This window comes from Jeongeupia wiesaeckerbachi (genome assembly GCF_050916355.1).
Taxonomy (GTDB): Bacteria; Pseudomonadota; Gammaproteobacteria; order Burkholderiales; family Chitinibacteraceae; genus Jeongeupia; species Jeongeupia wiesaeckerbachi.
Genome location: NZ_CP136946.1, coordinates 1,688,869 through 1,701,927, shown reverse-complemented (window position 1 = coordinate 1,701,927; position 13,059 = coordinate 1,688,869). Strand labels below are relative to the sequence as shown.

Genomic DNA, 13,059 nt, shown 5'->3' with positions numbered 1-13,059 from the left:
AATCGGTTTCGGTCGGTTGAACGGGAAGGACGGCGATCAGCCCAGCAGCCGCGCGTGCTCGACCATCAGGCAGCGGTCCATGACGACGAACAGGCCGGCGTCGCGCGCGCGGATAGCGGCATCTTCGTTGATGATACCCGACTGGATCCAGATGCCGCGCGCACCACGGCCGATGGCATCGTCGACCACGCCGCCGACGTCCTCGGCCCGGCGGAAGACGTCGACGAGGTCGACGTCGCCCGGCACGTCCGCCAGCGCCGGATAAGCGGTTTCGCCGAGCACGGCATCCACGCCCGGCCGGACCGGCACAATGGAAAAACCGGCAGCCTGCATATAGCGCGAGACCCGGAAACTGGGCCGGTCAGGCTTGGGCGACAGGCCGACCACGGCGATACGCCGGACGCCGGATAGAAAGGCCCGGACTTCGTCATCACTCGGATTGCGAAACATCGTCATTCTCCTTGGCAGCTTCGAGGCCACGGCACAAACCCGGGTGTTCGCGGTTGGGCAGGTCGAGGTAATAGCCCTGCACCAGATCGACGCCCATCTCCAGCAGCATCTGGTAGATCGCTTCGTTCTCGACGAATTCGGCGATCGTCGTCTTGCCCATATCGTGCGCCATCGAGACCATGCCGCGCACGAACACCTGGCTGTCGGTATCGTTGGGCAGATCACGGATGAACAGCCCGTCGATCTTGAGGATATCGGCCTTGAGCTGCTTCAGGTAGGCAAACGACGCGAAGCCATTGCCGAAATCGTCGAGGCAGACGGTGCAGCCGGTTGCGCGCAAGGCATCGATGAAGCGCTGCGCCTCGCCGATGTCGGATACCGCAGCGGTTTCGGTCAATTCGACCAGCAAGCGCGTCGGCTCGACACAGTGCAGGCGCAGCAAGCGGCCGATGAAATCGGGCAATTCGGGCTCGTCGAACGAGCGGCCGGACACATTGATCGCCACCGACGGCATCCCCGGCCGTGCCGCCAGCAGCTCGATCGTCCGCTTGATGACCCAGCGGTCGATGTCGACGATCTTGCCGGTTTTTTCAGCGTGCGGAATGAACGAGCCGGGCATGATCAGCGCACCGCTGGCGTCCTTCATCCGCACCAGCGCTTCGAGGTGCACCAGCTCGCGGTCGGTCGTGCGGTAGATGCCCTGGAAATGCAGCTCGAAACCGTCGGTTTCCAGTGCGTTGACGATGCGCTCCTTCCACGACAGCCGGGTGAAGGCAAGGCGCGAGGTATCGGAGTCGGCGCGGTACATCCGCCACGTCGACTTGCCGGCCGCCTTGGCCTGGTACATCGCGGCATCGGCGTGCGCCACAAGCTCGGCGGCGTTGTTGGCATGCTGCGGATACAGCGCGACGCCGATCGACGTCGACGGCCGCAGCACGTGGCCGTCGGTCGAAAACTGCAGTTGGGCGATGCGGCTGACCAGACGGTCGGCCAGTTTGCCGACTTCGAAGACCGTGCAGTCGGGCAGCAGGATGGCGAATTCGTCACCGCCCAGCCGCGCCAGCAATTCGTGCCGCCGTACCTGGGTGCCGACTTCACGGGCGATGGTCTTGAGCAGCTCGTCGCCGCTGGCATGGCCGAAGGTGTCGTTGACGTACTTGAACTCGTCGAGGTCGAAATACAGCAGCGCCGTGGTGCCGTTCCGCCGCTCGGCATCGAGGACCGTACGCTCGATTTCTTCCTGGAAGCGGTGGCGGTTGTAGAGCCCGGTCAAGGCATCGCGTTCGGCGAGGTTGACCATGCGCTCGGCCAGTTGCCGCGCCTGCGTGACGTCCTCGTACAGCCAGACGCGGCCGTTGGCGCTGCCGTCGCGTTCGGCGACACCATAGCCCTGCTGGGTAATGATGCGGCCGTCGTTCATCGTCAGCTCGCCAAAATCGACCCGGTCGTGGCCGGAAGGCAGATCGCCACGATAGTGCGCCGGCAGATCGACCATCGGGGGCCGATTGGCGGCCTGCTGCAGCACTTCGTCGACCGGACGGCCGGTCAGCCCGGTCGCCGGCACGCCCCACAGCGCGCAGAACGCCGGATTGTGGAACACGATGCGCTGCTCGTTGTCGACGAACAGCACGCCGAAGCGCATCGCCGACAGCAGCGCCGTCAGTCGCGCGCGCTCGGTGTCGGCCAGCGCCAGGTTCGCTTCGCCACGCCGCCGCGCATCGGCCAGCTCGTGCAGTCGTTCGCGAATGGCCTCGCCCATGTCGTTGAAGCGACGCGTCAGCAAGGACAGTTCGTCGCCGCCCAACGGCACCGGCAACGGTGAAAAATGCAGCGGGTCGGCGGCGCTGTCGATCAGGCGGTTCAGCGCGCGCGTCAACCAGACGATGAGCCAGACCATCAGCACCAGCGTCGAGATCAGCCCGACAGCGAGGATGATGGCGTTCTGGACGCTAAGCGTGCCGATCAGCGAGTACCACGGCTGGGTCGACACGCCGTAGCGCAGTTCGCCCAGCGGCCGGTCACCGACGCCGATCGACGCCACAGCGTGAACCTGGGCGCCAAGCGGATGCTCGGCATCGAGCACGTCGACTTCGGGCAGCGGCGTGCCGGCCGGCCAGCCACGCGCGGCGATCACGGTGCCGTCGGGACGCCGCAGCACCAGGTAGCGGATGCCGTCGACCGATTGCAGCGAGTCGATGACCTGCACGGCGTCGGCGGCGTTGCGGGCCAGCGGCTGCGCCAGCGTGGCATTGAACAGTTGCGACAATGCGTTGATGCGCACGCCGAGCGCCTGCCTTACCGTGTCGTGCCAGATACGCGAGGTATTGGCCATCACCATCACCAGCACGACGAGCTGGATCACTGCGCAGGCGGTCAGCAAGCGGCCGCGCAAGCTGCGCATGAAAGGCGGAACGGACAGCCGCATTCTATCCCTGTGAGCGTGAGCGCCGCGTCGGGCCGGTCCTAGCCCTTGAGCGACTTGATGAAAACCTTGGAGCGGCGCTGGTAATTGTAAAGGCGCATCTTCTCGATCGGTAAATCGTCGATCGATGCCTGTGCAAATCCGCGTTCGACAAACCAGTGGCTGGTGCGCGTCGTCAGCGCAAACAGCCGGGTCATGCCGAGCGAACGGGCACGTTGTTCGACGTGATGCAGCAACTGCTCGCCACGATCCTCGTCGCGGTAGTCCGGATGGATCACCAGGCAGGCCATTTCGGCCATGCGGCTATCGGCAAACGGATGGATCGCAACGCAGCCGATGATCTTGCCATCATGCTCGAGCACCGAATAGCGGTGAATTTCCCGCTCGATCAGCTCGCGGCCGCGGAACACCAGCACGCCGGCATCCTCGAGCGGCTCGATCAGCAACAGCATGCCACCAACATCATCGATCGTCGCCTCGCGCAGCGTTTCCAGCGATTCACGCGACACCATGGTGCCGACGCCATCGTGGGTAAACAGCTCCATCAGCAGCGCGCCATCGAGCGAATGGTTGATCAGGTGCGCCCGTTTGACGCCGCGGCGCACCGCGCGCGCCGCGCACGGCAGATAGAGGCGGATGTCTTCGTTGACGTCCGGATTCGCCGCGAGAAACTGGTCGGCCTCGAGCGCCGTCAGCTCGTGCAGCAGCTCGCCCGATGCGTCGACGACCCCGTCGTGGCCGAACATGAACAGGAGCTTATCGGCCTTCAGCGCCACCGCCGCACTGGTCGCAACGTCTTCGAGCGTCAGGTTGAAAATTTCACCGGTCGGCGAATAGCCGAGCGTCGACAACAGCACCAGCTCGCCGTCGTCGAGCCGGTAGTTCAGCGCCGTGGTATCAACCTTGCGGACTTCGCCGGTGTACTGCAGATCGATCCCGTCGCGCACACCCATCGGTTGCGCGGTGATGAAATTGCCGGCCGAGACGCGGATATCGGCGTTGGCCATCGGCGAATTGGCCATCGCCATCGACAGCATCGATTCGATCTCGACGCGCACCTGGCCGATCGCCTGCATCGCACATTCGAGCGTGACGCTGTCGGTAACGCGCACGCCCTTGTGGTAATCGAGCTCCAGCCCTTTTTCCTGCACCCGCGCATCGATCTGCGGTCGCGCGCCGTGCACCACCACCAGCCGCACGCCGAGGCTGGCGAGCAGGTTGATGTCGTAGGTCAGCGTCGAGAAGCGTCCGTCGCGAACCACCTCGCCGCCGAGCGCGATCACGAAGGTACGACCGCGGAATGCGTGGATATACGGTGCAGCCTGACGACACCATTGCACGAAGTCGGGGGTATCCATGCGCGCGAAACTCTCCTTGGATTCGGTGGATTTGCTTGGGGTCACGTCAATATGCGCCACGGCCGGTTACGACGGTCTTGATCGTCTTGCAGATGATCGCAATGTCATACCACAGGTTCCAGTTCTTTACATACCACGCGTCGAGCGCCACGCGCTCGGCGTAGGTCGTATCGTTGCGGCCCGAGACCTGCCACAGCCCGGTCAGACCCGGTCGTGCCTCGAGGTAGAAATCGACCCTGTCGCCGTAACGCTCAAGCTCGGCCTCGATCACCGGTCGTGGGCCGACGAGACTCATCTCGCCCTTGATCACGTTCCACAACTGCGGAATCTCGTCGAGGCTGGTCTTGCGCAGGAAGGCGCCGATGCGCGTGACGCGCGGGTCGTTCCTGAGCTTGAAATCCTTGTCCCACTCGGCCCGCGCTTCGGGGTCGGAGGCCAGCAGCTTGTCGAGCACTTCCTGGCTGTTGTGCACCATGGTGCGGAATTTCCAGCACTTGAACGGCACGCCGTTCATGCCGATGCGCACATGGCCGAAGAACACCGCACCGGGACCGCCCTGGCGCTTGATCTGGATCGCCGCGTAGGCGAACAGCGGCGACAGCAGCAAGAGGCCGACCGACGCGCCGACGAGGTCGAAGGCGCGCTTGAGCAGCGTCAGCGGCCACACCATCAGATTGTTGCTGACGCGCAGCAACAGCACTTCGTGGCTGAAGAAGTGGTGCGGCACGACGCCGAACAGCGGCAGGCCGGCAACCGGCGGAATGATGTGCAGATGCTTGTAGCGCAGGCTCAGCTGTTCGATCGGCGCCTCGAGCGCGCGCATTTCATCGGTGTCGACGGCGATCGCCACATGCGGCCTGCCCTCGGCCTCGAGCCACGGAATCAGCCCGTCGGCGTCGAGCTTGACCACGCGCAGCACGTGCTTGTCGTCGACGGCGATCTCGTCGGGCGCGTCGCGGTCGATCGACACCAGCGCCTTGACGCGGAAACCGAGCTGTTTCTCGCTCATCATCGCCCGGAACGCTTCGACGGCGTTGTTGCCGGCGCCGATGATCACCGTCGGCAACTGCCAGACACCGCGCTTGAGCAGCCACGAGCGCATCAGCGCGCGGAACCAGGGCACCAGCACCAGCGCCAGGCTCCACGACACCGGCCACAGGAAGCGCGATACGGTGAACTTGCCGACCAGCACGACCATGCCGTTCAGCAGCGCCGCCAGCAGTAGCCAGCGGCACAGTTCGAGCAGTTCATCCCAGAAAGGCAAGCGCACGCTGTAGTGGCCGCGCCACCAGAAATTGGTCACCGACAGGATGGCCAGCAACAGGAAAGCCAGCCCCTGCTGCTGCCCCTCCCACTCCCACCACAGCGACAGGCCGCTGCCGATCCGGTGGTAGCGGAACAGGTACAACAGGCCGATCGCGACGGCGAAGCCGGCAGCGAGTGCGGCAAAATCGGCCAGCGCCAGCCAGGGCTTGGCGCGTTCGGGTTGGCGATGCTTATCCATGCGCGGGAATTCCGTAAACGTCGTAGAGCGTGTTCATCATCGTATCGAGCGAATAGTGGCTGGCGGCAAAGCTGCGCGCGCGTGCGCCCATCGCCCGGCGTGCTTCGGCGTCGGCGATCAGCGGCGCCAGCCGCTCGGCAAAACCGGCCGCGTCGTTGACCAGATAGCCGGTGTCGCCATGGCGGACCAGATCGCGGTTGCCGACGACATCGGTCGCGACCACCGGCAGGCCGGCGGCCATCGCCTCGATCACCGCCACCGGCAGGCCTTCCCAGCGGCTGGTCTGGATATAGATGTCCAGCGTCGCCAGTTGTTCGAGCGCCTGCGCCCGCGGCAGCCAGCCTGCGACCCGCACGCCGGCGGCAGCAAGCGCTGCCTCGCCGGATGCATCGCCGCCGCCGATCCAGACGAACTCGACGCCGGCTTGCTGGCAGCGCGCCGTGACGTCGGCAAACAACTCCGGATTGCGCGCCAGCGCGACGCGGCCGACGGTGCCGATGCGCACCACCCCATCGTTGCCGGCGGCTTGCGGAATCGCCGCGACATCGACGGCATTCTCGACCACCGCGACGCGCGGCGTCAGATGCTGGCGGATTTCGCCGGCTTCCGATTGCGAACACGCGATCGCCGTCACCGACGTATGCGCAAGCAGCTTTTCCAGCGTCAGGAACACCGTGTTTTTCAGCCGGCCTTCGGCACGCTGCAGGAAGGACAGGCCGTGCGGCGAAAAGAAATAGCGCGGTCCGCGCACGAACACGCTGGCGATGCGGCCGAGCGCGCCGGCCTTGCTCGAATGCAGATGGACGACATCGGGCGCCAGCTCCTTGAGCCAGCGCGCCAGCGCCCTGCCCGCGCGCCAGTCGTTGACCGGGTGGATGGACCGCTGCATCGGCAGCTGGATGAAACGGATGCGCGCGTCGAACAGCGCCGGCCAGTTGTCCGGGGTTTCCTCGCGCACGCTGTGGATCACCGTCACCACATGGCCGTCGTGCGCCTGGCGGTTGGCGAACGCGGACACCATAGACAGCGTGCCGCCACCGAACGATTCGACGACGTGGACAATGGCGCTCATGCGCGCCCCCGGCGCAAGCGGGCCTTGAGCCTGGCGATCAGCCCGGCCGGCGCCAGCAGCAGCGCATACGTGCGCGCGATGCCGGCCAGCGCGGCGGCGCTGCCGTCCGAATGCCGGCGCTGCACCAAGAGCCGGCTTTTAAGCTGCTTGTTGCGCTTCGAGAGCGAAATGCCGCCCGGGTCGAGTTCGTAGTGGATCAGCACCTCGGGCAGATTGGCGGTCCGGAAACGGGCGACGAACTGCCAGAACAGCGCGTAATCCTCGGCCGCCGGCGTATCGAGCGGATACAAGCCGGTCTCGGCCAGCGCGGCGACACGGTACATCACCGCCGGATGGATGAAGGCCGAGTTGGCACGCATCGTCCGGGCGATCTCGGCATGCGCGCTCGGATGGCGCAGCACGTAGAGCACCTTGCCCTGCTGGTCGACGAATTCGGCCGCGCCGCCGAGCAGCATCACGTCGGGATGCGCATCGAGAAACGCCGTCTGCAGCGCGAACCGGTTCGGCACGTTGAGGTCGCCGCAATCGAGCCGGGCAACGAGTTCATAGCCGCGCGCACGGACCCAGTCGAGCCCGGCATTCAGCGCATGCTCGATGCCGCGGTTCTGCGGCAGGTTCAGAAAGCGCAAGCTGCCTTGCGCCTTGAACGCCGCGCGGCATTGCGCGGCATCGATCGGCGCACGCGTGCTGCCGTCGTCGACGACGAGCACGTCGCAAGGCTCGGAAGCACCGATCGACCCCAGCGATGCCGCCAGCGCGTCGGGGTTGTTGTAATGCGGAATCAGGCAGATCAGCCGGTTTTGAGTGTCGTTCATGACCAGTTCTTGCGCCCAATGATGCGTTTGATTGTACGGGCGACGGCCAAGGGCAGGATGAGCGATGTCGTGGCCTTGGTCATTTTCACCGCCGAGCGCGGCGTCCAGTCGAAGTGACGCCACAGGAGCTTGATCCGCGCCGCCTGCTGGATGCGCCGGCGGCTCATCGAGATGCCGGCATCGTTGTACTCGCTCTTCGTCAGCACCTCGGCGAGGTTGGCGGTGCGGTAGCGCGCAACGAAGCGCCAGAAATAGGCGAAATCCTCGGCCGCCAGGCAGTCGGTCGGATACAGGCCGATTTCGCGCACCGCGCTGATGCGGAACATCACCGCCGGATGCGTGAACGCGTTGTCGTCGTGCATCTGCAGAACGATGGCCTCGTGCGTCTGCGGCTGGTTCACCGTGAAACGGTCGCCGCTCGCGTCGAAGAAGGTCACCGCGCTGCCAAGCAGCATCACGTCGGCGTGCGCATCGAAGTAGGCGATCTGTTTGGCGAAGCGATCCGGCATCACCAGGTCGTCGCAATCGAGCCGGGCGGCGAATTCGTAGCCGGCGTCGACGATGTGCTGCAGGCCGGTGTTGAGCGCGTGCTCGATGCCCCGGTTCTGCGGCAGGTAAACAAACCGCAGCGCGCCCTGCGCGCGGAAAGCCGCATGGCACGCGGCTTCGTCGATTTTTTCGCGAACGCTACCGTCATCGACGACGACAACGTCGATCGCCTCGTCAGAGCCGATCGACGCCAGCGAGGCGATCAGCCCTTGCGGATTGTTGTAATGCGGGATCAGCAGTGCGGCGCGGTTCATCGTGTCTCCGTCGTGGCCGGATGGTGGAGCAGCGCCAGCCAGCGTGCGCCCAGCGCATCGGGGCTGTAGACATCGGCGCGGTCGCGCAGCCACGCCGCGAGTTCGGCATAGCGCGGCGCCTGCAGGGCGATCAGCGCGGCGATCGCTTCGCCGCTGGCGTTCTCGGTGACGAAATCGGCGTCGCGCTCGGCAAACAGCTCGTACACACCACCGGCGCGCGTCGACACTACCGGCAGACCGGCCTGCATCGCCTCGAGCACAACCAGCGGGCAGCCTTCGAACAAGGACGTCAGCAGCAGCCAGTCGGCATCGGCCAGATAGGCGCCGACGTCGTCCTGGCGGCCGGCGATGACCAGGTGCTCGTGCAAGCCACGCCGGGAGGCCTCTTCCCGCAACCACGGTAGCAGCGGGCCGTCGCCGACGACGGTCAGCGTTGCCGCATGCCCCAGATGGTCGAGTGCCATCAGCGCATCGAGCCACAGCGCCGGCTGCTTTTCCTCGGCGACGCGGCCAACGAACAGCAAGCGCGCGGGCTCGCGCGGCGGGCCGGCCGGCCTGGCCGGCTGCGGCTCGACGAAGTTCGGAATGACATGCCAGCCCGGCACCGAAGCTGCGGCCCGATCGCCGACCCAGCGCGCCAGCGAATCGCGCGCATGCGCCGAGACGAAGACCAGCTCGGGCAGCCGGCGATAGATGAACTGGCAGGCACGGCGATGCACCGGATTCATGTGCGCGCGCTCGTCGACCTCGGCCAGCGGCCCGTGCACCCAGCCGAGCACGCGCTTGCCCAGACCGCGCGTCGCCGCCCAGCCGATATAGAGCGGCATCAGGAAGGTCGCGGCGATCACCACGTCGTGCTGTCTGGCCAGAGCACGCAAGGCGCGCCAGCCGGTGAACCACGTCCACGGCTTCGTTGGCTGCCACGCGCCGGACAGATCGACGACGTTGAGCGTGCGCGTGCGATCCCCCCAGAGATTGCGGCTACCGCCGAGCATCGCGACGGTCACATCGACACCACGCGCGGCCAGCCAGGCGCCGACGAGAACGACGCAGCGCTCGACGCCGCCGAGGCCCAGATCGCGGACGACGAACAGCAACCTCATGCCCGCCCCCGCAGCTTCTTGATCAGGCCGTATACGGCGTCGCCGGCCAGTACCCGCGCGCGCTGGCGCTGCCATTTGCCGCGTTCTTCTGCCGGCGGCGGCAGTTGCTGCGACAGCAGCGAGAAGCGTTTTTTGCAGCGCCAGTCGACGCCGTGGGTGCGTACCAGCGCATCGAGCCAGACGGTGCAGAACGCCGGCCGCGTCGCCGGATCACGCTGCGCCAGCGTCACCAGCTGTGCGGTAAACGTGAACCAGTCGCTGCGATCGAGCGCGCGATCAGGTGCGGCAAGCTCGGCGAAGCCGGCCTTGTCGGCTTCGGGCCAATCGGCCGGAAGCGCATGACGCGCGTAGTCGGCGCGTATCGTCGCGCCGGTCGCCGCCATCTCGGCACGCCGCGTCTGAGTGATCTGGCCCGGGTGGACCCGGTAATCGAGCAGCGGCTCGGCGATGCCGACAAAGGTCGCGCCGGCCTTGGCGAAGGCGCACCATAGCGCGTAATCCTCGGCGTGTTGCGCCCGGCTGTCGTAGCCGTGCTGCGCGAACAGCGCGGCCCGCGCCATCACGCCCGGATGTGCGAACGGCGGATTGAACAGCAGCGCCGCCTTGATCGCGGCGTCGGTCTCGGGCGGCAGCCACACCCCGTCGCGCTCGCCGAAGAAGCGGATGCCGACGCCGCAGACGTCGGCGCCGGATGCCTCAAGCGCTGCGACCTGGCGGGCGAGGCGTTCGGGATGGGCAATGTCGTCGGCGTCCATCCGCGCGATCCATCCACCGTGCGAGCGCGCGATTGCTTCGTTCAGCGTCGCGATCAGGCCGCGGTTCTCGCGGCTGATCACGGTGAAGCGCGGGTCTTTGGCCGCATGCGCGTCGAGCACCGCGCGCGTTGCATCGGTCGAGCCGTCGTCGATGGCGATGCATTCGAAATCGTTGAGCGTCTGCTTGGATATCGAATCCAGCGTCTCCGGCAGCAGGCTCGCGGCGTTGTAGCAAGGCAAGATGATGGAAATGACCGGCATCATGCGGCCTTCTTCAAATGAACGCGCGCACGCCACCAGAACGCCGCGAGAATGAAGACCTCGACCGCGACGACGATCTGCGCCGCGGCAACGGCGCCACGCCCCGGCAGCAGCAGCAACAGCAGCCCGACGTTGAGCACGCCGGCGACGACCAGCACCTTGCTGTAATAACGTTCGTCGCCAAACGGCAGCAGGCTTTGCAAACCGTAGACATAGGACAGCGCGCCAAGCAGCACGACCGGCGCCAGCCAGATCAGCGTCTCGACGCTGGCCAGCATGCCCTTGCCGAGCAAGAGCGGCACGATCCACGGCGCCCCGAGCATCAGCACCAGCGTCAGGCCAAGCCCGGCCGCGCCCTGCATCTTGAACGCCTTGCCAATCAGCGCCACCGCGGCCGGCTTGTCATGGCTGGCGAGCTGGGCGATGCGCGGGTACGTCGCCTGCACCAGCGGGCCGATCAGTCCCTGCACGGTATAGGTGAGCTTGTTGGCGGCGGCGAAATAACCGACCTGAGCCGGGCTGGCAAACCAGCCGAGCAGCACGGCGGTGCTGGTCGTGTAGAGATTGGTCGACAGCGCCGACAGAAACAGCGGCCAGCCGGCCTTGAGCGACTGGCCGATATCGGCCTTCGTCGGCGCAACCCACGCCGGACGCGGCGCGCCGTGCCCGGTGATCCACCAGTAGGCGCCGGCGACGAAGGCTGGCAGCGCCTGCAGCACCACGGCGATCGCGACGTCATCGGGGCCGCGCACCATCAACAGCAGCGCGCCGAGCACGACGACCCGGCCGGCGACGGTCAGCAAGGACGCCGCACGCATCAGCTCCAGTCCCTGGAAATACCAGATCGGGAAGAACACGCTGGAGACGACGTAAAGCAAGGAGAGCCAGAACACCGGCGCATGTTCGTGCCAGTCAGGCACCGTGCCGATCGCGACGCCCAGCGAGGTGATCGACACCAGCATCAGCATCGCCTTGGCGACATTGGTGCGCCAGAACACCCGCGCGATCGCCGCGGTATCGCCGCGCGCAATCGCGACCTCGCGCGTCGCCGAAAGATTGAAGCCGAAGTCGGTCAGCAGCACGCCGTACTGGACCACAGCGAACGCGTACGACTGGACGCCGAAACCATCGGCGCCGAGCGTGCGCGCCAGAAACGGGAACGTGACCAGCGAGACCAGGTAGTTGAGTCCCTGGACCAAGTACAGCGCGAAGATATTGCCTTTCAGGCGAGCGTCGAGAGCCATGCAAGCGAAAAGCCCGCGCAAGGCGCGGGCGAAGTCTGTGTGGTTGTCATTCTAGCCGCAGCGCGGCTGCGGCCGGCGGAAATAACACCGCCCGCGGCAATGCGCCTTCGGATGCAACCTGTTCACAGTCTGTCGCGAGCGACGCTTACGCTGCGTGAAGAGCAGCACAGAAACCGGAATGGACACAGAGTCCATGAGGATTTCGAGCAGCGCATGAGCCTCGATCAGCGTCGCGCAGCAAGACTGTGGGCAGGTTTAGTCGCCGTAGCCGTTCGGGTTCTGACTTTGCCAGCGCCAGCCGTCGTTGCACATGTCCTGCAGCGTTTTCTCGGCGACCCAGCCCAGCTGCTCGCGCGCTTGAGCCGGATCGGCGTAGCACGCGGCGATGTCGCCGGGGCGCCGCGCCACCAGCTGATACGGCACCGGCTTGCCCGATGCGGTCTCGAAGGCCTTGACCATGTCGAGTACCGAGTAACCGACCCCGGTGCCGAGGTTGACGGTCACCAGCCCCGGATTGGTCACGAGCTTCTGCAAGGCCTTGACGTGGCCGCGCGCCAGATCGACGACGTGGATGTAATCGCGCACGCCGGTGCCGTCGGGCGTCGGGTAATCGCCGCCGAATACCGACAGTTTCTCGCGCTTGCCAACGGCCACCTGCGCGACGAAGGGCATCAGGTTGTTCGGAATCCCCTGCGGGTCTTCGCCGATCAAGCCCGAGGCGTGCGCGCCGACCGGATTGAAGTAGCGCAGCAAGGCCAGATCCCAGCTCGGGTCGGACTTGTACAGATCGCGCAGGATGTCCTCGACCATCAGCTTGGAGCGGCCGTAGGGATTGGTCGCCGACAACGGAAAATCCTCGCGGATCGGCACAGCATGCGGATCGCCGTAAACGGTGGCCGAACTCGAGAACACCAGCTTCTTCACGCCGGCATCACGCATCGCCTCAAGCAGGCGCTGGGTACCGACGACGTTGTTGTCGTAGTACTCAAGCGGCTTCTCGACCGATTCGCCAACGGCCTTCAGGCCGGCGAAGTGGACGACGGCCGAAATCGGGAAGCGCTTGAACACCTCGTCGAGTGCGGCGCGATCACGGACATCGGCCTTGACCCATTCGATCTCGGTACTGGTGATCGTCGCCAGCCGTTCAAGCACCGCCGGCTTGGCGTTGTAGAAATTATCGAGGATCACCGGCTTGAAGCCGGCTGCGATCAGTTCGACATAGGTGTGCGAGCCGATATAGCCGGCACCGCCGGTCAAAAGCACGTGCATGCG

11 protein-coding genes are annotated in these 13,059 nt (G+C 65.9%); all 11 read right to left on the bottom strand.

Annotated features, from left to right (window positions below; all coding sequences use genetic code 11):
• Positions 1–36 precede the first annotated feature (36 nt).
• Positions 37–450 (bottom strand): CoA-binding protein, encoded by a 414-nt coding sequence (locus tag R0382_RS08245; RefSeq protein WP_432723806.1) that lies wholly within the window; start codon positions 448–450, stop codon positions 37–39.
• Positions 431–2,851, bottom strand: a complete 2,421-nt coding sequence (locus R0382_RS08240) for a putative bifunctional diguanylate cyclase/phosphodiesterase (RefSeq protein ID WP_432723804.1) — start codon at positions 2,849–2,851, stop codon at positions 431–433. Before R0382_RS08240 ends, R0382_RS08245 begins: the two co-directional genes overlap by 20 nt.
• A gap of 62 nt (positions 2,852–2,913) precedes the next feature.
• Entirely contained in the window at positions 2,914–4,230 is a 1,317-nt protein-coding gene (gene argA / locus R0382_RS08235) for an amino-acid N-acetyltransferase (protein WP_432723802.1), read from the bottom strand.
• Between the two features lie 46 nt (positions 4,231–4,276).
• Positions 4,277–5,734, bottom strand: coding sequence for an undecaprenyl-phosphate galactose phosphotransferase WbaP (gene wbaP, locus R0382_RS08230; protein ID WP_432723800.1), 1,458 nt, complete (start codon positions 5,732–5,734; stop codon positions 4,277–4,279).
• Complete coding sequence (locus R0382_RS08225) at positions 5,727–6,806, bottom strand: glycosyltransferase (protein ID WP_432723798.1); 1,080 nt, start codon at positions 6,804–6,806, stop codon at positions 5,727–5,729. Before R0382_RS08225 ends, wbaP begins: the two co-directional genes overlap by 8 nt.
• On the bottom strand, positions 6,803–7,621 hold the full coding sequence (locus R0382_RS08220; protein WP_432723796.1) for a glycosyltransferase: 819 nt from the start codon (positions 7,619–7,621) through the stop codon (positions 6,803–6,805). Before R0382_RS08220 ends, R0382_RS08225 begins: the two co-directional genes overlap by 4 nt.
• The gene (locus R0382_RS08215) at positions 7,618–8,424 is read right to left on the bottom strand and encodes a glycosyltransferase (RefSeq protein WP_432723795.1); all 807 of its coding nucleotides are present in this window, start codon (positions 8,422–8,424) and stop codon (positions 7,618–7,620) included. Before R0382_RS08215 ends, R0382_RS08220 begins: the two co-directional genes overlap by 4 nt.
• Positions 8,421–9,527 carry a glycosyltransferase gene (locus tag R0382_RS08210; protein ID WP_432723793.1) on the bottom strand — a complete coding sequence of 369 codons (1,107 nt, stop codon included), beginning with the start codon at positions 9,525–9,527 and terminating at the stop codon, positions 8,421–8,423. Before R0382_RS08210 ends, R0382_RS08215 begins: the two co-directional genes overlap by 4 nt.
• The gene (locus R0382_RS08205) at positions 9,524–10,546 is read right to left on the bottom strand and encodes a glycosyltransferase family 2 protein (protein WP_432723791.1); all 1,023 of its coding nucleotides are present in this window, start codon (positions 10,544–10,546) and stop codon (positions 9,524–9,526) included. The genes R0382_RS08210 and R0382_RS08205 overlap by 4 nt, the downstream gene beginning before the upstream one ends.
• On the bottom strand, positions 10,543–11,787 hold the full coding sequence (locus R0382_RS08200) for a flippase (RefSeq protein WP_432723789.1): 1,245 nt from the start codon (positions 11,785–11,787) through the stop codon (positions 10,543–10,545). Before R0382_RS08200 ends, R0382_RS08205 begins: the two co-directional genes overlap by 4 nt.
• 255 nt (positions 11,788–12,042) lie before the next feature.
• Complete coding sequence (gene galE, locus R0382_RS08195; RefSeq protein WP_432723787.1) at positions 12,043–13,056, bottom strand: UDP-glucose 4-epimerase GalE; 1,014 nt, start codon at positions 13,054–13,056, stop codon at positions 12,043–12,045.
• Positions 13,057–13,059 lie beyond the last annotated feature (3 nt).